Genomic DNA, 19346 nt, shown 5'->3' with positions numbered 1-19346 from the left:
CGGATCACTCCTTTGCTGAGGGCTGAATGCAGTAGCAGCAGGAGCAGGCCGAGCGCGCCTCGAAGCTTAGGTAGCGGCTGTGGGCTGTGCGGGCGCGGACGAACCGATGCGGCTCGATTCCACGCGATGAGGCGCGCTCGGCGCGGTCCGGGTCATAGACACTTCTTTCCTTCTCTCGGGCGCTCTACCAGCGCGGCAGCAACCGTAGCAACGGCGGCTCGGGGGCCGCCACTGATTTTGGCGTGGGGGATCAGCTCCGATAGTTCCGGACCACCAGCACCACGCTGCCCGCCGCCGCGAGGATGGCGACCGCGAACATAGCGGGGTAGCCGAAGCCCAACTGCTGATTCAGGAAGGACAGCAGGGCGGGCACGCCGAAGCCGAGGTAGCTCACCGAGTAGAACACCGCGGTCAGCCCGGCCAGATCGTCTGGGCGCGCGATCCGTTCGATTTCTTGCAGGCCGGCGACCAATCCGATGCCGTATCCCGCGCCGAGAACAACCGCCGTCGCCAGCGTCGCCCAGAGCGTCAGCGCGCCGGAAGCCCAAGCCGCCGTGACCATTCCGCAGGTGACGAAGCCCAGCGAGACGACGGCCGCGCGTGCGGTGCCCGGTTTATCGATCCGCCGCGCCACCGACTGGATCGCGAAACCGCAACTCAGCGTGATGACTCCGACGAGCGCCGAGAACGCGATCGGGGCGCCATGAATGTGTGGCGCCATCAGCGCCGGCATGATCGCGTACGCGGTGCCCGCGGAGGTGAACAACCACAGCGCGACCGGCAGTGCCACGCAGCGGAATCGGCGGTGCGCGGCAGCGGGCACCTTCAGATCGTCGATCAGTCGGCCTGGATTCCCCTCAGGGAGTACTGTTTCCGGCGCTCGCGCCACCCACAGTGCGGCGACCAGGCACAGCGTCACATTGATCAGATAGGCGAGGGTGTTCGGCCACGGCGCCCACTGTGCAAGCACCCCGGCGGATCCCGCGCCGACCGCGAAACCCCCGGTGAGACTCATCGCCGACCGTCGCGCCCCGGTACCACCGGGCAGCGCGGGCCCGAACGGTGGCTGCGCGAGCTCCTTCAACCAACTGCTGCCCACCGCCATCGCCAGCCCGAGCGCCACCCCGCACAGCACCCGTCCGGCGGACAGCACCGGCACCGACGCGGACCCGAACGCCAGCAGCAGCGAACCCGCCGCACTGATCAGCGGCGCGGGCTGCAGCAGCGCGCGCCGCCCGAACCGATCCGACAGCGGCCCGCCGATCAACAGCGCGGGCACAATGCCGAGGACGTAGTAGAACAGCAGCAGATCCACCGTGGTGGCGGGCAGCCCGTGGTTCTTGTACATCACCAGCAGCGGGGTGAATTCGTTTCCGCCCCAGGCGATCGCGAACATCGTGGCCGCGACACCCCACCATGCCTTCGCCCTGACCTGGGCGGGCGCGGACCGGACCGCGGTGGTCGGCGTCGCCATCACAGTCCTCGTAGTTCTAGTTGGTGCACGCCGGAGAGGTGCTCGGCCAACGCGGTGGCGAAGCGTTCGACCTCGCCTGCCTCGATCAGCCCGGCCAGGTGGGCGTGCTGTTCGATGATCCGGTCGATGTCGATCGGACCGCGGCGCAGCGCCACGCTGTTCATCCGCCGCTGCCGCTCACGCAGCGAGTCGTAGAAGCTCGCCAGCAGCGGATTGCCCGCCGCGATCACGTACGAGCGATGGAAGTCGGTGTCTACCAGAGCGAACTGGTCGAGGTCCCCGGCCGCGGCCAACTCGCGTTGCCGGTCGAGCGACGATCGGAACAGCGACGTCAGCGCCGTGCGATCGGTCGAGGCCAGCGCGCGCACCGCGGCCGCCTCGACGACGTAGCGGGCGTACGCGACATGCTCGGCCTCATCGGGCGGAATCGGCACCACCAGCGCACCGCGCTTCGGGTATAGCTTCATCCACCCTTCGGTCTCCAGCCGGAGGAACGCCTCGCGCACCGGCGTCCGCGACGTGCCGAGGTCGGCGGCGATCTCGCCCTCGCTGATCAGCTCGCCACCGGCCAGTGTGCCGGTGAGGATGCGTTCCTTGACCTCGCGATAGGCCTGCTCAGCTGATGAATACGTCTTAGACACAAGTTGTATCTTAGGCAGGATGGAGCGCTAACCGACTGTGAGGTTTGTTACCCGCCGGCGCTGCTGACCGAACATCTTGCGAGTGAGGGCGCTCACGTTAGCTTCAATCTGAGGATTCGACGAAAGAACCGGCTTCAATGAGAATTATCTTCATAGATATAGACCTCAACACGCATGATATTCATACTTTTAGCAGTAACGGTCCATATTATGCGGATCGACTATCGACATCCATGAACATCCAGACATTCAGGAGCGCAGGTGAAGATCGGGGTCCCCCGCGAGGTCAAGAACCACGAGTACCGGGTCGCCATTACCCCGGCCGGTGTACACGAGCTCGTGTCGCGCGGGCACGAGGTGTACATCGAGTCCGGTGCCGGTCGCGGCTCGGCGTTCGAGGACGAGGCATACACCGTCGCAGGCGCGCGGGTGCTGAACACGGCCGACGAGGTCTGGGGCACCGCCGAACTGGTGCTCAAGGTGAAAGAGCCGGTCGCCGAAGAGTATTCACGCATGCGCGAAGGTCAGGTGCTGTTCACCTACCTGCACCTCGCCGCCTCCAAGGAATGCACGGACGCGCTGCTGAGCTCCGGCATCACCTCGATCGCCTACGAGACCGTCACCGGCCGCGACGGCTCGCTGCCGCTGCTCGCCCCGATGAGCGAGGTCGCGGGCCGCCTGGCCCCGCAGGCCGGCGCCTACCACCTGATGCGCAACGGCGGCGGCCGCGGCGTGCTGATGGGCGGCGTGCCCGGCACCCCGCCCGCCAACGTGGTCGTGATCGGCGCGGGCGTCGCGGGCGGCAACTCGATCGCCATCGCGCACGGCATGCGCGCCGAGGTGACCGTGCTCGACCTGAACATCGCCCGCCTGCGCGAGATCGACGCGCAGTACAAGGGTCAGGTGCGCACCATCATGTCCAACCGCCTCGAGGTCGAAAAGGCCGTGCGCGAAGCCGATCTGGTGATCGGCGCGGTGCTCGTCCCCGGCGCCAAGGCGCCCACGCTGGTCTCCAATGACCTTGTCGCGCAGATGAAGCCGGGCTCGGTGCTGGTCGACATCGCCATCGACCAGGGCGGCTGCTTCGCCGATTCGCGCCCGACCACGCACGCCGACCCGACCTACCGGGTGCACGAGTCGGTGTTCTACTGCGTCGCCAACATGCCCGGCGCGGTGCCTTACACCTCGACCGTCGCGCTCACCAATGCCACGCTGCCGTACGTGGTGTCGCTGGCCGGGCACGGCTGGCGCGAGGCCGTGGCGATGGACCAGGGCCTGGCGAGCGGTCTCAGCACGCATGGTGGTGTGCTGCTGTCCGCTTCCGTCGCGGCCGCGCACGGGTACGAGGCCGAAAGCCTGGCCGCGTAACCTGTTTCGCGAAGGCGGCCGACCCGGTGGGTCGGCCGCCTTTGTCATGCGGTGGGATTCGTCCTCGGCCGCATGTGCTCGAAGATGAGAATCGTCTCGGTGGAGGCGACCGCCGGATGCTCGCTGAGGTTGTTGAGCACGAACCGGCGCAGCTCGTCGGTGTGCGAGGTGGCGACGTGGATCAGGTAGTCGTCGGCGCCCGCGATGAAGTACACATTGAGCACCTCCTCGAACTCCGACATCTGCTCGCCGAATTCGGCGAGGTGCTGGCGTGCGCTGGCGCGCAACCGCACCGCGATCATGGCCTGCAGGCTCCGGCCGAGCGCGGCCGGATCGATATCGGCATGGAACCCGCGGATGACGCCGCGTTCCACCAGCGCGCGCACCCGCCCGAGGCAGGTGGACGGCGCGATCCCCGCCGCCGCGGCCAGCGCGTTGTTCGTCATACGGCCGTCCCGCGCGAGCTGGTCGAGCAGAATTCGGTCGATATCATCGATCGGCACTCCGGCCGGAGGATGGATCGGCGGCACGGGTGGAGTCGAGCCGCCGGGTGAATCACTCTTACGCATACCTCGACCGTACAGAATCTTGTTCGTGAATCCGCCTTATTTATGAATAATATTCGCCGCCACGCACTCCGCCGTAGCACGCGGGCTGTAATGTCACGCCCGGTCTCAGACCACCGGCCGGGCATGCGGCCGAGCCTGTTCCAGCTGCACGGCGACGGTGAGGATGGTCGTTTCGCCGTTGCTCGGTCCGACCAGCTGTACCGCGAGCGGCAGTCCGTCCGTGCCGATGCCCGCGGGCAGGGAGGCCGCCGGGTGACCGGTCACGTTCCACAGCGTCGTGTAGGCCACCAGCGGAATGGACCGCAGCTGGGCGCGCACCGTGCTCGCGCCGTCGAGCGCGCCGATGCGCGGCGGGCGGCCCGCGAGGGTAGGCGTGAGCAGCAGATCGCACTCGGCGAAGACCCGATCGACCTTGCGCGCCAAGCCTTCTCCCTGCCGGATCGCCCATTCGACGACGGGACGCCGGGCCCAGGTGCCCATCGCGATGGTCTGGCGGGTGCGGCGTTCGAGGCGTTCCGGATGCTCGACATGGTCGGCTTCGTCCCGCACGCCGCCGAAGAACTGAGGGAAGAAGGCATGCAGGGTTTCCGGGTAGTGCGGGTCCACCTCGAACACCGAATGCCCCAGGTCGGCAAGCAGTTTCGCGGTGTCGTGCACCGCGCGCACGTGCTCCGGATCCGGCTTCGCCAGCGCGTTAGGCGATTTCGTGCTGTAGCCGATCCGCAGGCCGGTGGTGGACCGCCGTGCGGCCTGCTCGAACGACATCGCGGGCTCAGGCGCGGTGAACCGGTCGTCGGGGGTGTTGCCGCGGATCACGTCGTACACGATCGCGGAGTCCAGAACGCCGCGGGTCAACGGCCCGGTGACCCCCAGCGACCACCAGAGATGCTCGAACGGCGCGACCGGCACCCGTCCGCGCTGCGGTTTGAGGCCGAACAGTCCACAGCAGGCCGAGGGAATCCGGATCGAGCCGCCGCCGTCGCTACCGATCGCGACCGGGACCAGGCCCGCCGCCACCGCCGCGGCCGAGCCACCGCTGGAACCGCCGGTCGTCCGGTTCCGATCCCAGGGATTGCGGGTCACCCCGTAGGTGCTCGACTCGGTGAACGGCCACTGCCCGAATTCCGGCATCGCGGTCTTGCCGACGATGACGGCGCCCGCGGCGCGCAACCGGCGCACCACCTCGGCATCGGCCTTGGCCGGCGTCGAGTTGGCCCTGGTGCCGAAGGTGGTCACCAGACCGGCGACGTCGATCTCGTCCTTGATCGCGATCGGGATCCCGTGCAGCGGGCCGACGGCACCCGCGGCGCGCTCTCGGTCGCTTTCGATCGCCTCGGCCCGCGCCTGCTCATGGCGCACCTGGGTGAAAGCGTTCAGATCCGCGGCCGCCTCGATGCCGATCAGTGTGGCGGTGACTAACTCCTGCGCAGACAGGACTCCCTGTTCCAGCAGCTCTCGCTGCTCGAGCACGCCCGCCGATACGACGTCCTGGAGATCCATCTACCGCTCCTCTCGGCCACACAGCGCTGCGTGACCAGCACGACGGAACCGTCGGGCCGAAGACCCGACAGTAGATAGCCGTATGACCATTTCGCAATCAATACGGATGCGGATCACAAGGAGTTCAGTATTTCGGCGAACTGGGCGGGCGGTACGCGGAATCGGCGACGCGCATGGCCGCGACGTCGTCGCGATCACGCATGGCGGGCATGGACTGCCAGCGCTCGTGCAGCCGGGCCACCGCGTCCCGGTCGAGCTCGACGCCGAGGCCGGGTATGTCGGTGACCTCGATGGCGCCGTCGGTGAAGGTGAACGGTGCAGTGATGACGTCCTCGGCCTGCCACGGGTAGTGGGTGTCGCACGCGTAGTCGAGGTGCGCGACAGTGGCGGCGACCTGAGTCATCGCCGCGAGGCTGATACCGAGGTGGGTGTTGGAATGCATGGAGATGCCTTTGCCGTAGGCGTGGCAGATCGCGGCGAGGTCGCGGGTGGCGTGCAGGCCGCCCCAGAAGTGGTGGTCGGACAGCACGACCTGGACCGCGTTCGCGTCGAAGGCGGGCCGGATCTCGTCGAGGGCGGTGACAATCATGTTGGTGGCCAACGGCATTCCGGTGCGGCGGTGGAGTTCGGCCATGTCGGCGACGCGGGCGGTGGGGTCTTCGAGGTACTCCACGACGCCGGTGAGTTGTTCGGCGACGGTCGTCGCGGTGGCCGGTGACCAGCCGCCGTTGGGATCGAGGCGCAGCGGGTGCTCGGGGAACGCCTTGGCCAGTGCGGTGATGGCGGCGACCTCCTCCTCGGGCGGGCAAACACCGCCCTTGAGCTTGAACGAGCGGAATCCGCCATGGGCGCTGAACTTTTCGGCCAGCCGGACGACGCCGTCCGGGTCGAGCACCGCGCCCCACTCGTCGGTCGGAGCGTTCGGTGTGGGATGTTCGGCCCACTTGTAGAAGAGGTAGCCGGAGTAGTCGACGCGGTCGCGCACCTTGCCGCCGAGCAGGGCGTGCAGGGGCAGGCCGAGCTCGCGGCCGTGCGCGTCGAGTGCCGCCGTCTCGAAGGCCGAGATCACGCTGAGGCGGACCTTGTCCGTGGTCACCGTGCCGCGCAGGCCGCCCGCGACCGGATTGTCCTCGAGCAGGCGGGTGCCACCCGCGCCGAGCAAACGGATCGCATTGCTGGCGGCGACCGGCATGCCGATCAGGTGCCGCGCTAGTTCCGTTGCACGGGAAAGGTATTGGTGGTCGCCGTAAGTTTCGCCGAGACCGACCGTGCCGCTGTCGGTTTCGATCTCGACGATCAGTCGTGGCGTGTACGGCTGGTGTACGCCACCGACATTGAGCAGGGGCGCGTCGGCGATGAGGATCGGGGTGAGGCGGACGTCGGTGATGACAGGGGACATGGTCAGTCACGCTTTCCGTCGATGCGGCGCGGTAGACGCCAGGGGTTGTCGTCGCGTAGCGCGGGCGGGAGCAGGCTGTCGGGGAAACCCTGCCAGGCGACGGGCCGCAGGAACCGGTCGATCGCGGCGGTGCCGACCGAGGTCGTGGTGGGCGCGGTGGTGGCCGGATAGGGGCCGCCGTGTTGTTGGGCCCAGGTGACCGTGACGCCGGTCGGCCAGTCGTTCCAGATCAACCGTCCGGCCAGCGCGGTGAGCGCGGGCAGCAGCGGGCGGACGTCGTCGATCTCGCTGTCCTCCGCGAAAACCGTTGCGGTGAGGCCCGGTTCGAGCTCGCCGAGCAGCGCCTGTAGCTCGGCGGAATTCGCGTACTCGACAATCAGCGCGGCGGGCCCGAAGCATTCCTGTTGGAGGAGTTCGCCTCCGGCAAGGAAATCGGCGGCGGACACCGTCAACAGTGTTGGTGCGAGCAGGTCGGCGTCGATATCGGGCAGGGAAAGCGCGGTGACAGATGGATGTTCGCGCAGGTCCATGACTCGGGCACGGAAGCCGTGGGCGATGCGGTCGTTGAGTAGCCGTTGTCCGGGTGCGTCACGAACGGCTGTGCGGAGGGCGTCGGTGAGACCATGGCCCGCCGGAAGGAATAGCAGGCCGGGTTTGGTGCAGAACTGTCCGGCACCGAGGGTGAACGAGCCGAGGAAACCTGCCACGATCTGGCGGCTGCGCGCGCGAACGGCCGCAGGCAGCACCACAACCGGATTGACGCTGCCCAGTTCGCCATAGAACGGGATCGGCCGGGGACGCGCGGTCGCGATATCGAACAGTGCCCGCCCGCCCGGCACCGACCCGGTGAAGGCCGCCGCGGCGATGGCGGGGTGACGCAACGCGGTGGTGCCTGCGTCGATGCCGTGAATGACCTCGAAGATTCCGGCGGGTGCGCCCGCCTCGACCAGCGCCTCGCGGACGATCACCCCGGTGCGTGCGGACAATCGCGGATGCCCTGGGTGCGCCTTGAGGACGACCGGACAGCCCGCGGCCAGCGCGGCGGCGGTGTCGCCACCCGCGACGCTGAACGCGAACGGGAAGTTGCTCGCGGCGAACACCAGCGTCGGACCGATCGGGACCACGCTGCGGCGGATATCCGGTCGCGGGCCCATCGGCCACTGTGGGTCGGCGTGGTCGACGGTGGCACGCAGGAACTCGCCGTCTGCCAGCACCTCGGCGAACAGGCGCAGCTGAAAGGTAGTGCGCGCCAATTCGCCACGCAGGCGCGGGTGCTCCGGGAGATGTGTTTCCTCGGCCGCGAGCGGGACGAGGTCGGCGGCGGCGGCATCCATCGCGTCGGCGGCGTGCGTGAGCCACCGGGCGCGCTCGGCCGGAGTCGATTCGGCGAGCGATGACGCGGATTCCGCCGCCGCGCCGATGATTCGGGATAGGTCGTTCGGGTCGGTATCCATGATTCCTCCGAAAGGTCAGGCGCGGACCGAATATTCGGCGACGGTCCAGGCGCGGGCTTGGTCGCTGACGGTCACGCCGAGGCCGGGACGCGCCGACAGGTGCATGCGTCCGTCGGCGATCTCCAGGCGCTCATCGAACAGTGGGTCGAACCATTCGAAGTGCTCGACCCAGGGCTCCCGTGCGTAGGCCGCGGCGAGGTGGACGTGCACTTCCATCACGAAATGCGGGGCCAGTTGCAGGTTTTCGCTGTCGGCCAGGGCCAGCACCCGCAGGAACGGGGTGATGCCGCCGATCCGTGGCGCGTCGGGCTGCACGATGCCTGCTCCGCCCGCGCGGATCAGCTGGGCATGCTCGGCCGCGCTGGTCAGCATCTCGCCCGTCGCGATGGGGGTGTCGAAGGTCGACGCGAGCCGGGCGTGGCCGTCGAAATCGTAGGCGTCCAAGGGTTCTTCGATCCACACCAACCCGAATGGCTCGAACGCCCGGCACATGCGGCGTGCGGTCGCCCGATCCCACTGCTGATTGGCGTCGACCATCAGGGGCACCCGGTCGCCGAGCTTTTCCCGCACCGCGGTGACCCGGGCCAGGTCGACGGCGCTGTCGGGATGTCCCACTTTGACTTTGATGCCGCCGATCCCGGCCGCCAGCGCTTCCGTCGCACGGTCGAGCACCTCCTCGATCGGCGCGTGCAGGAATCCGCCGGAGGTGTTGTAGCAGCGCACCGAATCGCGATGCGTACCAAGCAGTTTGGCCAACGGCAGCCCGGCCCGTTTGGCCTTCAGATCCCACAGTGCGACATCGAACGCCGCGATCGCCTGCACGGCGAGGCCGCTGCGGCCGACCGACGCACCCGCCCACATCAGCTTGTCCCAGATCTTGGCGATGTCGCTGGGATCCTCGCCGAGCAGCACAGGGGAGAGCTCCCGCGCGTGCGCGAATTGCCCAGGCCCGCCTGCTCGTTTCGAGTAACTGATGCCGAGGCCGGTCAACCCGGACGCGGTGGTGATCTCGGCGAACAGCACCGCCACCTCGGTCATCGGCTGCTGCCGCCCGGTGAGCACTTTGGCGTCGCTGATTCCGGTCGGCAGCGGCAGCGCGACCGAGGAGATCGAGACGGCGGTAATGGTGTCCAGCGTTGCCGCGCCGGTCATGCCGCGTCCGTTCCGGCGACGGCCCGGATCAGTGCGCCGAGTTCGCCGCGTTCGTCGTCGGTGAGGTTGGTCAGCGGCGGCCGCACCGGCCCGGCGGGGCGGCCGACCGCGGTCAGCCCCGCCTTGATGATGGATACCGCGTAACCGGGCCGCCGGTCGCGGATATCGAGGTAGGGGATCACGAACTCGCGCAGGTGCTGGTAGACGGTGTCCCGATCCCGCGCCCGCACGGCGCGGTAGAACGCCAGCGCGAATTCCGGCATGAAGTTGAAGATCGCGGAAGAGTAAGTGGTGACGCCCATTTCGGTGTACGGCAGGGCGAAGGTCTCCGCCGTCGGCAGGCCGCCGATGTAGGTGAGCCGGTCGCCGAGTCGAGCGTAGATCCGGGTCATCGTCTCGATATTGCCGACGCCGTCCTTGAAGCCGACCAGGTTCGGGCACCGTTCGGCCATCCGCGCCAACGTCACGTCGTTGCAGGTGGCGTTGGCACGGCTGTAGAAGATGACGCCGAGCGAGGTGGCCGCGCAGATCGTGGCGACGTGCTCGATGAGACCCTCCGGACCGGCCTCGGTGAGATACGGCGGCAGCAGCAGAATGCCCTCCGCCCCAGCGACTTCCGCCGCGCGGGCCTGTTCGACAGCGGCCGCGGTACCCGCGGTGGCTGGCGCGATGACCGGTATCCGGCCGCCGGTCTCGGAGACCGCCGCGCGCACCACCTGATCGATCTCCGACGGTGTCAGCGAGAAACCCTCGCCGGTGCCGCCCGCGGCGAACAGCCCGGCGACGTCGTACTGCGCGAGCCAGGCAATGTGTTTGCGATACGCGGCCTCGTCGAACGCGAGGTCCGCGTCGAAATGCGTGACCGGGAACGACAACAGTCCCTGGCCGAGCGCGGGTCCTAGTTCTTCAGCGGAGAGATGCGACATTGCTTTCCTTTCGATGAGCGTTCACTGGGCGGGCGGTAGCGAGTCGAGCAGCCGCACTACCCGGGGCAGTGCCGGGTTCGCGCAGGCACGCCGCCACACCGCGTACAGGACAACCGGATCGTCGACGCCGTCCAGCGGCCGGAACCGCACGCCGTCGGGGTGCAGATGACTGGCCGTCTCCGGCACCAGCGCCAGGCCACGGCCCGCGGCGACCAGTGCCAGCATGGTGTGCACCTGGGTCAACTCGTGCGTCGACGTATAAGGCACGGCCGCAAGGATTCCCGCGACCAAATCGGCGAAATACCGGGCCGGGCCCGGCGCGTACACCAGCAGCGTTTCGCCGCCGAGCTCCTCGACCGCGATCGGGCCGTCGGCGGCGAGTGGATGGGCGTCGGGCAGTGCCAGCATGAGCCGTTCGGAATGTACGAGCTCGCAATCGAATTCGGTACGGTCGAACGGCGGCCGGGCCAGCGCCAAGTCCAGCTTCCCGCTGCGCAGGTTCTCGAACTGCTCCGAGCTCACCATCTCGCGCAGCACCACCTCGACGCCGGGCAGTCCCTGCTCGATGTGGTTCAGGAACCGGCCGAGGAAGCCGAATCCGGAGGCCGCCGTGAAGCCGATCCGCACCGCGCCCGCGCCGCCCGCCGCGACCAGTCGCGCGGTGCCCGGCGCCCCCTCGGCCAGGGCGAGCAGCCTGCGGGCCTCGATCAGGAACACCTCGCCCGCCGGGGTCAGCTGCGCCTGCCGCTGGCTGCGGTCGAACAGCTCCACTCCGATATCGCGTTCCAGCTTCTGGATCTGCCTACTCAGCGGCGGCTGGGTCATCCGAAGCCGCCCCGCCGCGCGGCGGAAGCTGCCCTCGTCGGCGACCATCACGAACCCGCGCACCTGCTCCAGTGAGACCATGGCTGCCAGCCTGCCCGCCTCGGGCCGATGCCGCGGGTGATCGCGCAGCCACGGGCGCGCGTCGTCGAGGTGGCGGGTCATCCGACGGGTAGCTCGATGATCTCGACCCAGTTAGGGTTGCGGCCGACCGGGACGCGCCGCAGTGCCGTGAGCGCGCCGGTGTCGTGGTCGATGGCGTAGCTGGTGATCGCGTTGGACTTCTGGCCCGCGGCGACCAGGAAGCGGCCGTGCGGATCGATGGCGAAACCGCGCGGCTGAGCCTCGGTGGGGGTGTGGCCGAGGAGTTCTAGCGCGCCTGGCATGGCGCCGACACGGAAGCCGACGAGGGTGTCCGACGTTCGTTCGGACACATAGACGTAGCGGCCGTCGGGCGTGACGTGCACGTCCGAGGTCCATGGGCTGCCGGAAAAGCCGTCTGGCAGAACAGATATCGAAGACATCGGGGTGAGCGTGCCGGTCGGCGGATCGAACAGATAGCTGCCGATCGTGCCGTCCAGCTCGTTGGTCGCGAAGGCGACGCGGCCGCTCGGGTGAAACACGATATGTCGCGGCCCCGCACCGAGTTCGGTCCCTACCGCCGCTGGGCGATGGGGTGTCAGCCTGCCGGAGGTGGCGTCGAACCGGTATTGCAGGATGTGGTCGCCACCCAGGACCGCGACGAACACATGGTGATTCGACGGATCGGCGACGATCGAATGCGCGTGCGGCGCGGTGCCGATGACCTCGTCCGGTTGCGCCCCTACCGTGCCATTCCAGGAGATCGGATTGACCGCGACCTTGTCGCCGCTGTAGGAGGCGCTGAACAGGAACCGCCCGGCCCGGTCGGTGGCGAGGTAAGCCATGTTGTCCGGCAGGGGAGTGCTCGACAAGATCGTCGGCCAGCCCGATGTCGGGTCGATGGCGAAAGCGTTGACGGAGAACGGTTCCGAGCGCAGTCCGGCGTAGAGGAACCGGCGGTCCGGGCTCACCGCCAACGGCATCACCGTTCCGTCCACCGGGACCGACCCCGCCGGCGTGAGCCCGCCGGTGGGATCGAGCAGCAGCACCGAGATCTCGCGACTGTCGGCGTTCGACACATAGACGAGGCGGTGCGTCTCCGCGGTGGGCATCACGCCTGCTCCGTGGCGCGCCCGCCGACCCTGGCCCGCAGATCGAGCTCGATCTGTTCCAGGCTGCGCCCGTTGGTCTCCGGCACGAACCGCTGCACCAGTATGAACAACACCACGCTGACACCCCCGAAGCACCAGGCCGACTTGGCAAGGCCGAGATGATCATTCATCACCGGGAACAGGAAGGTGATCGCGAACGTCGAACTCCACAGCACCACGCTGCCCACACCCATGCCGACGCCACGCACGCGCAGCGGGAAGACCTCCGCCATCATCACCCAGACCACCGCGCCCCAGCCGAGTTCATAACCGGCCAGGTAGACGTTGAGCAGGATCAGTGTGGTCAGGCCGGTGACGGTGTGATTGTCCACGGTGAGCACGATGATGCCGAGCAGGAACAGCGACAGTGCCATGCAGACGTTGCCGAGCAGCAGCAGCGGTTTACGGCCCCACCGGTCGACCACGAAGATCACCCACGCGGTGAACGCCACCTTGACCACGCCGAGCACGATGGCCGCCAGCAGCGAGGTCGAATTGCCGAAGCCGAGATCGGTGAACATCGTTGGCGCGTAAAGGTTTACCGCGTTCACGCCGGAGAACTGCTGGCCGACGGCCAGAATCAGCGCGACGACCAGCGCCGGCCTGGCCCAGGGTGCCCACAGGTCGCGCAGGCGGCCCTTCTGCTGCACGTCCAACTGGTTGACCGTGCGAATGCTGTTGAGCTCGGCGTCGATCTCGTTCGACCGGTGGGTGCCCGCCAGCACGGCGCGCGCCTCGTCCTCGCGGCCCGCCTTCACCAGCCAGCGCGGGGTTTCCGGCAGCACCGTCAGGCCGAGGAACAGTACCACCGCGGGAATCGCGGCGACGCCGAACATCAAGCGCCAGTTGCCCGATCCGGACAACGCCCAGTCGACGATGTAGGCGATCAGGATGCCGGACACGATCATCAACTGGTTCAACGTCGACAACGCGCCGCGCGCCCTGGTCGGTGCCAGCTCCGACAAATAGGTGGGCACCGTCGCGGAGGAACAACCGACCGCGATCCCGGTGATGAACCGGGCGATCACCAGCATGGTCACATTCGGTGCCGCCGCGCAGCCGAGCGCGCCGATGCCGAAGACCACCGCGGCGATCATGATGGTGCGCCGCCTGCCCAGCCGATCGGTGATCCGGCCCGCGATGGCCGCGCCGATGATCGCGCCTGCGGCCAGGCAGCCGCCGATCACGCCCTTGGTCACCGAGGTCAGCTCCCAGGCGTCCTTGATGAACAACAGCACACCGGAGATGACACCGAGGTCGTAGCCGAACAGGATGCCGCCGAGCGCGCCGAAGAAATAGAGGAAATGAACATTGGTGCCGAGGGCCGATTTCCGTGCCTGCACCGTCGATTTGTCTTGCATTGTGCTGCGCTTCTTTCGCGGTCGAGCAAGTGCCCGCAGCGTCACACGCCGAGCGGGCTGTATCAGTGAGCGATAACCTCAGAGGGGATTCGGTGTGCCGAGCGGGGTTTCGAGAAATGCCCCGCCGATGAATGCCGGCCCGGCTCCGTCGGGGATCTCCGCCGCGAATTTCTCGGCGTCGTCGAGACTGCGGTAGCCGAGCTCCTCGGCCTCCCGTAGCGACACGACCGCGCGGGTATTCTTCGACACGCCCCAAATCACCCGGAAGCCAGGGCTTTCCGCGCTCAGGCACGCCTCGAACAACCTTGCCCCGTCATCGGGCGACAGCCACATCGACAGTCCGCGAACATCATTCGGCCGCTCGAAGCATGACCCGATCCGAACGCAGACGACGTCCATGCCGAACCGTGAGTGATAAAGGCTGCCCAGCGATTCGATCACGGCTTTGCTGAACCCGTAATAGGTATCCGGCCGCGACGGCGCCTCTCCGGCAATGCCATCCGGGCCCGCCTCGCCGACCGCGCGGTATCCGACCGCGTGATTGCTCGACGCCAGCACGACCCGCGAGATCCCCGCCTGTCGCGCGGCCTCCAGAACCGTATGCGTCCCATCGATGTTCGCCGCGAGCACGCGCTCCCAGCTGTCCTCGCGACTGATTCCGCCGAGGTGGATGATCGCATCCACCTCCCGGCAGGCGGCCGCCATGGTGTCGGCGTCGGTGAGCGACCCGGTGACGATCTCGACCCGCTCATCGGTGGTGGCGGCGGGGAGTTCGGTCAGATCCAGCAGGCGCAGGACGCGGTCGGGGCGGCGTAGCCGCGGCCGCATGAGGGTGCCGATCCCGCCGCCCGCGCCGGTGATCAGTATCCGGTGATAGCTCATGTCGCCTCGGCTCCGTTCCGCCGATAACCGAATAGGTCTGGGGATAGCCAACTTTCACACATCATTGTCCTCCTGGGTGCACTGGCGAGTGTGGGGTGGATCACTCGCCGAGTGACGTGTCAGAAGGCTAAGGCGCTGGACTGATGCCTGTCCAACACTCTTTCTATATCGACTGATGCCAGCCGAGTATCAACTCCTGCTTGGAAAACAAGGCTGGGTGGGCGGCCATCGGCCAACCCACCCAACCGGCCCGAGAGACTGGCGTCAGTGCCCCTCGGAATTCCTCAGACGACCTCGGCGGTATCCGCCGAACCCGTGCGCTCCAGCTTGGAATGCGTGCGCGAGTAGGTGAAGTACACAACCAACCCGACCACCAGCCACACCAGGAACCGCACCCAGGTCTGCCACGGCAGTGACCAGATCAGGTACAGCGAGAACCCGATGCCGATCAGCGGCACCACCGGCATGAACGGCAGCTTGAACTCGCGCGGCTCGTCGGGCCTGGTGCGCCGCAACACGATCACGGCCACCGACACCACGATGAAGGCCATCAGGATGCCGATATTGGTCAGCTCGGCGACCACGGTGATATCCAGCAGACCCGCCATCACGGCGGCACCGATGCCGACGATCCAGGTCACCCTGGTCGGCACCTTGCGCACCGGATGCGTCTTGGCGAACCACTCCGGCAGCAGCCCGTCACGGCTCATCGCGTACCAGACGCGTGTCACGCCGAGCATGAAAGTGAGCACCACGGTCACAATGCCGACGATCGCGCCGATCGCGATGATGTTCGCGATACCCGGCATGCCGACGGATTCGAACGCCGTGGAGAAGCCACTGGTCGGGCTGATCTCGGTGTACTTCTGCATGCCGGTCAACACCAGCGTGGCCAGTACATACAACACCATCGCGATGGCCAGCGAATAGAGAATGGCCTTCGGCAGGTGCTTCTTGCCGTCCGTCGATTCCTCGGCGGCCGTGCTCATCGCGTCGTAGCCGAACACCGCGAAGAACACGGTGGCCGCGCCGGTCCACACCGCACCGGAGCCGAACGGGAAGTACGGCGTGTAGTTCGAGCTGTCGATGTGGAACACACCGAGCACCACGATCAGCACCACCAGGGCCACCTTGATGCCCACCGCGATGGTCTCGAACCGGCCCACACTCTTGATGCCGCGCGAAAGCAGCCACGCCGTGCCGAGACAGAACAACATCGCGAAAACGTCCACCACGTGCCCGCTGCCGGTGCCGTGCGCACCCATCATCCAGTCCGGCAGCGTGATGTCCACCTGCCCGAGCAGGAAGCGGAAGTAGCCGGACACGCCGATCGCGACCACCGCCGCCACCGCGATGTACTCCAGCAACAGGTCCCAGCCGATGAACCAGCCCGCGATCTCGCCGAGCGAGACATACCCGTAGGTGTAGGCCGAACCGGCCTTCGGCACCATCCCGGCGAACTCGGCGTAGCAGAGCGCCGCCGCCGCGCTGGCGACACCGGCGATCAGGAACGAAATGAGCACCGAAGGACCGGTGACGGAGTGCGCGACCGCGCCGGCGAGGGTGAAGATGCCCGCGCCGATGATGCCACCGACGCCGATCGCCGTGAGCTGCCACAGACCCAGCGACCGTGACAGCTGTTCATCGGCAGGGCCATCGTCGTCGACCTGCCCCATGGGTTTGCGGCGCAGCATTTGGCCGCGCAACTCCGCGATGGACATGTTGTTCCTTTCGTCCTCCGCGCCACGCGACAATGCGTAACGCAGATCACACTTCGAGCTGTGGTTACTAAATACGACCACAGCGCGACTGTGATCGGCGAGTTGGCCAAATATTGTTCAGCGTGGTTGGCCAACCGGACGGGCGACCGCGCGCCTCAGCGCTCGGCCGCGCCGCCCGTCACCGCTGACTGCCGGGTTTCAACGAGCGCAGGAAGAACGCGACGTTGGCCGGGCGCTCCGCCAGCCTGCGCATGAAGTAGCCGTACCACTGGTCGCCGTACGGCACGTAAACCCGCAGGTGGTTGCGCTCTTCGACCAGCCTGCGTTGTTCGGCGTCGCGGATGCCGTACAGCATCTGGAACTCGAACTCGTCGGGCTTGCGGTGCGTGGTCTCGACACACCGCTGCGCCTCCGTGATGAGCGCCGGATCGTGCGTCGCGACCATCGGGTAGCCGTCGCCGAGCATCAGAACGCGCAGGCACCGCAGGTAGGACGCGTCGACCTCGGCGCGACCCTGGAACGCGACCGAGGCCGGTTCCTTGTAGGCGCCCTTGCACAACCGGATGCGTGACCCGTAACCCGACATGTCCCGGCAGTCACCCTCGGTGCGCCGCAGGTATGCCTGCAACACGGTGCCGAGGCTGGGGAAGTCGGCGCGCAGTTCGCGCACGATGGCCAGGGTCGAATCGGTGGTCGTGTGGTCCTCGGCGTCGATGTTCACCCAGGCGCCCGCCTCCTCCGCCGCCGCGCAGATCCGGTGCGCGTGCTCGAGCGCGATCGCGTGCCCGTCCTTGGGCAGCGACTGGCCCAGCGCCGACAGCTTGAGCGAAACCTCCAGCGGGCGTACGGCTTTCGTCGCCACCTCGACATTCAGCTGGCTCAACGCGGACAGCATGTGCAGGTAGTGCGTGACGGTGGTACGGGCCTGCTCGATCTCGGTGGTGTCCTCGCCGAGATAGTCGATGGTGACATACCGGCCGGAGCCGAGCAGCGCCTCGACCGCGGCCACCGCCTGGGCCGCGGAGTCACCGGCGACGAACCGGTCGACCAGCTTCTTGGTCGTCGGCATCTTGGTGATGGTGCGTTCCATCCGCGGCGAGCGGGACGCGGCCAGCATGGCGGGACGCAACAGAGCGGAGAAGGCCATCAAAGCTCCTGGTGCGGGTAGCGGTGATCGGTCGCCGGGACGAACGTTTCCTTGATGGTGCGAGCGGAGGTCCAGCGCAGCAGGTTCTGTGGCGAGCCTGCCTTGTCGTTGGTGCCGGAGGCGCGCGACCCGCCGAACGGCTGCTGGCCGACGACCGCGCCGGTGGGCTTGTCGTTGATGTAGAAGTTGCCCGCGGCGAAGCGAAGACCCTCGGTGGCCGCGGCGATCGCGGTGCGGTCGTCGGCGATGATCGCACCGGTCAGCGCGTACGGCGAGCCCTTGTCGACCAGCTCGAGGGTCTGTTCGAAGGAGCCCCGGGCCGAGTCGTCGTAGACGTGCACGGACAGGATCGGGCCGAAATACTCGGTGCTGAACGCCTCGTCGGTGGGGTCCTCGCCGAGCAGCACGGTCGGGTCGACGAAGTAGCCGACCGAGTCGTCGGCGTGCCCGCCCGCGGCGATCGACAGACCCGGCGTGGCCTTCGCACGGGCGATGGCCTCGGCGTTCTTGTCGAAGGCGCGCTTGTCGATCAGCGCGCCACCGTAGTTGCTGAAGTCGGTGACGTCGCCGTAGCTCAACGTGGCGACCTTGTCGACGAACTCGCGACCCATCTTGGCCCACACCGACTTCGGGATGAACGCGCGCGAGGCGGCCGAGCACTTCTGGCCCTGGTAGTCGAACGCGCCGCGGATCAGCGCGGTGGTCAGCACCTCGGGATCGGCCGAGCTGTGCGCGACGACGAAGTCCTTGCCGCCGGTCTCGCCGACCAGACGCGGGTAGGAGTTGTAGTCGGTGATGTTCGCCGCGACCGAGCGCCACAGGTGCTGGAACGTCGCGGTGGAGCCGGTGAAATGGATGCCGGCCAGGCGGCGGTCCGCCAGCGCGACGTCGGAGACCTTGGGTCCCGCACCGTTCACCAGGTTGATGACACCGGGCGGCAGGCCGGCCGCTTCGAGCAGTTTCATCGTCCAGTACGCCGCGACCGACTGGGTCGTGGCCGGCTTCCAGACCACGGTGTTGCCCATGAGCGCGGGCGCGGTCGGCAGGTTGCCCGCGATGGCGGTGAAGTTGAACGGGGTGATCGCGTAGACGAAGCCGTCCAGCGGACGGTACTCGACCTTGTTCCACACGCCGGGGGAGGAGATCGGCTGATCGGCCAGGATCTGCCGCGCGAAATGCACGTTGAACCGCCAGAAGTCGACCAGCTCGCACGGGCTGTCGATCTCGGCCTGGTACGCGGTCTTCGACTGGCCGAGCATGGTTGCGGCGGCGATGGTCTCGCGCCACGGGCCGGCCAGCAGGTCGGCGGCGCGCAGGAACACCGCGGCCCGATCCTCGAACGACAGTGCCCGCCACGCGGGTGCCGCGTCGGTGGCCGCGGTTATCGCATCTTGCACGTCGCTCGGCTCGGCGGAGGTGAGCGTGCCGAGCACGGCGGCATGCCGGTGCGGCTGCACGACCTCGATCGTCTCGCCCGAACCGCGGCGGTGCTCGCCACCGATAACGTGGTGCACGTCGGTCGGGGTCGCGCCGAGCTCGGCCAGTTTGGCTTGCAACCGTGTACGTTCCGCACTACCGGGGGCGAACGTGCCGACCGGCTCGTTGACCGGCCGCGGGGTGGACACGATGGCGTCCATAGTTCCTCCTGCTGGATGTGGCAAGCGATATGTACTGAGGTCAGCCGAAGTCAACACCGGA

Annotated in this window: 16 protein-coding genes; 1 reads left to right on the top strand and 15 read right to left on the bottom strand. The window is 67.7% G+C overall.

The window, feature by feature from the left end:
* Positions 1–250: 250 nt before the first annotated feature.
* Positions 251–1474, bottom strand: coding sequence for an MFS transporter (locus tag ACIBCN_RS39210; protein ID WP_396997236.1), 1224 nt, complete (start codon positions 1472–1474; stop codon positions 251–253).
* Complete coding sequence (locus ACIBCN_RS39205) at positions 1474–2115, bottom strand: GntR family transcriptional regulator (protein ID WP_396997234.1); 642 nt, start codon at positions 2113–2115, stop codon at positions 1474–1476. Before ACIBCN_RS39205 ends, ACIBCN_RS39210 begins: the two co-directional genes overlap by 1 nt.
* Before the next feature lie 261 nt (positions 2116–2376).
* On the opposite strand from ACIBCN_RS39205, the gene ald reads away from it, so the two are divergent.
* Positions 2377–3483, top strand: a complete 1107-nt coding sequence (gene ald, locus ACIBCN_RS39200; protein ID WP_396997232.1) for an alanine dehydrogenase — start codon at positions 2377–2379, stop codon at positions 3481–3483.
* A 44-nt stretch (positions 3484–3527) separates the two neighbouring features.
* Here ald and ACIBCN_RS39195 read toward each other — a convergent pair whose 3' ends face one another.
* The 13 genes from ACIBCN_RS39195 to pruA all read right to left on the bottom strand — a co-directional run bounded on the left by ACIBCN_RS39195 (position 3528) and on the right by pruA (position 19285).
* Positions 3528–4052 carry an Lrp/AsnC family transcriptional regulator gene (locus ACIBCN_RS39195; RefSeq protein ID WP_396997230.1) on the bottom strand — a complete coding sequence of 175 codons (525 nt, stop codon included), beginning with the start codon at positions 4050–4052 and terminating at the stop codon, positions 3528–3530.
* Positions 4053–4157: 105 nt separating this feature from the next.
* Positions 4158–5552, bottom strand: a complete 1395-nt coding sequence (locus ACIBCN_RS39190; protein ID WP_396997228.1) for an amidase — start codon at positions 5550–5552, stop codon at positions 4158–4160.
* A 124-nt stretch (positions 5553–5676) separates the two neighbouring features.
* Entirely contained in the window at positions 5677–6957 is a 1281-nt protein-coding gene (locus tag ACIBCN_RS39185; protein ID WP_396997404.1) for an enolase C-terminal domain-like protein, read from the bottom strand.
* Positions 6954–8405, bottom strand: a complete 1452-nt coding sequence (locus ACIBCN_RS39180; protein ID WP_396997226.1) for an aldehyde dehydrogenase (NADP(+)) — start codon at positions 8403–8405, stop codon at positions 6954–6956. Before ACIBCN_RS39180 ends, ACIBCN_RS39185 begins: the two co-directional genes overlap by 4 nt.
* Before the next feature lie 15 nt (positions 8406–8420).
* Positions 8421–9557, bottom strand: a complete 1137-nt coding sequence (locus tag ACIBCN_RS39175) for a mandelate racemase/muconate lactonizing enzyme family protein (RefSeq protein WP_396997224.1) — start codon at positions 9555–9557, stop codon at positions 8421–8423.
* Positions 9554–10483 carry a 5-dehydro-4-deoxyglucarate dehydratase gene (gene kdgD, locus ACIBCN_RS39170; RefSeq protein WP_396997222.1) on the bottom strand — a complete coding sequence of 310 codons (930 nt, stop codon included), beginning with the start codon at positions 10481–10483 and terminating at the stop codon, positions 9554–9556. Before kdgD ends, ACIBCN_RS39175 begins: the two co-directional genes overlap by 4 nt.
* A gap of 21 nt (positions 10484–10504) precedes the next feature.
* Positions 10505–11470, bottom strand: a complete 966-nt coding sequence (locus tag ACIBCN_RS39165; RefSeq protein ID WP_396997220.1) for a LysR family transcriptional regulator — start codon at positions 11468–11470, stop codon at positions 10505–10507.
* The gene (locus tag ACIBCN_RS39160) at positions 11467–12498 is read right to left on the bottom strand and encodes a lactonase family protein (RefSeq protein ID WP_396997218.1); all 1032 of its coding nucleotides are present in this window, start codon (positions 12496–12498) and stop codon (positions 11467–11469) included. The genes ACIBCN_RS39165 and ACIBCN_RS39160 overlap by 4 nt, the downstream gene beginning before the upstream one ends.
* Positions 12498–13898 (bottom strand): sugar porter family MFS transporter, encoded by a 1401-nt coding sequence (locus ACIBCN_RS39155; protein ID WP_396997216.1) that lies wholly within the window; start codon positions 13896–13898, stop codon positions 12498–12500. The genes ACIBCN_RS39160 and ACIBCN_RS39155 overlap by 1 nt, the downstream gene beginning before the upstream one ends.
* A gap of 78 nt (positions 13899–13976) precedes the next feature.
* Positions 13977–14780, bottom strand: coding sequence for an NAD-dependent epimerase/dehydratase family protein (locus tag ACIBCN_RS39150; protein ID WP_396997214.1), 804 nt, complete (start codon positions 14778–14780; stop codon positions 13977–13979).
* A gap of 284 nt (positions 14781–15064) precedes the next feature.
* Positions 15065–16501 carry an amino acid permease gene (locus ACIBCN_RS39145; RefSeq protein WP_396997213.1) on the bottom strand — a complete coding sequence of 479 codons (1437 nt, stop codon included), beginning with the start codon at positions 16499–16501 and terminating at the stop codon, positions 15065–15067.
* Between the two features lie 178 nt (positions 16502–16679).
* On the bottom strand, positions 16680–17648 hold the full coding sequence (locus tag ACIBCN_RS39140; RefSeq protein WP_396997211.1) for a proline dehydrogenase family protein: 969 nt from the start codon (positions 17646–17648) through the stop codon (positions 16680–16682).
* Entirely contained in the window at positions 17648–19285 is a 1638-nt protein-coding gene (gene pruA, locus ACIBCN_RS39135) for an L-glutamate gamma-semialdehyde dehydrogenase (protein ID WP_396997210.1), read from the bottom strand. Before pruA ends, ACIBCN_RS39140 begins: the two co-directional genes overlap by 1 nt.
* Between the last annotated feature and the right edge of the window lie 61 nt (positions 19286–19346).

This window comes from Nocardia sp. NPDC051052, assembly GCF_044456045.1.
GTDB lineage: Bacteria > Actinomycetota > Actinomycetes > Mycobacteriales > Mycobacteriaceae > Nocardia.
This window is presented reverse-complemented; position numbering and strand designations above follow the sequence as displayed.

Bases quoted from the DNA above. Each gene is read 5' to 3' on its own strand.
- ACIBCN_RS39150 (WP_396997214.1), bottom strand. From the start codon at position 14,780: ATGAGCTATCACCGGATACTGATCACCGGCGCGGGCGGCGGGATCGGC.
- ACIBCN_RS39190 (WP_396997228.1), bottom strand. From the start codon at position 5,552: ATGGATCTCCAGGACGTCGTATCGGCGGGCGTGCTCGAGCAGCGAGAG.
- ACIBCN_RS39160 (WP_396997218.1), bottom strand. From the start codon at position 12,498: ATGCCCACCGCGGAGACGCACCGCCTCGTCTATGTGTCGAACGCCGAC.
- ACIBCN_RS39165 (WP_396997220.1), bottom strand. From the start codon at position 11,470: ATGACCCGCCACCTCGACGACGCGCGCCCGTGGCTGCGCGATCACCCG.
- ACIBCN_RS39180 (WP_396997226.1), bottom strand. From the start codon at position 8,405: ATGGATACCGACCCGAACGACCTATCCCGAATCATCGGCGCGGCGGCG.
- ACIBCN_RS39140 (WP_396997211.1), bottom strand. From the start codon at position 17,648: ATGGCCTTCTCCGCTCTGTTGCGTCCCGCCATGCTGGCCGCGTCCCGC.
- pruA (WP_396997210.1), bottom strand. From the start codon at position 19,285: ATGGACGCCATCGTGTCCACCCCGCGGCCGGTCAACGAGCCGGTCGGC.
- ACIBCN_RS39155 (WP_396997216.1), bottom strand. From the start codon at position 13,898: ATGCAAGACAAATCGACGGTGCAGGCACGGAAATCGGCCCTCGGCACC.
- ACIBCN_RS39210 (WP_396997236.1), bottom strand. From the start codon at position 1,474: ATGGCGACGCCGACCACCGCGGTCCGGTCCGCGCCCGCCCAGGTCAGG.
- kdgD (WP_396997222.1), bottom strand. From the start codon at position 10,483: ATGTCGCATCTCTCCGCTGAAGAACTAGGACCCGCGCTCGGCCAGGGA.
- ACIBCN_RS39175 (WP_396997224.1), bottom strand. From the start codon at position 9,557: ATGACCGGCGCGGCAACGCTGGACACCATTACCGCCGTCTCGATCTCC.
- ACIBCN_RS39195 (WP_396997230.1), bottom strand. From the start codon at position 4,052: ATGCGTAAGAGTGATTCACCCGGCGGCTCGACTCCACCCGTGCCGCCG.
- ACIBCN_RS39145 (WP_396997213.1), bottom strand. From the start codon at position 16,501: ATGTCCATCGCGGAGTTGCGCGGCCAAATGCTGCGCCGCAAACCCATG.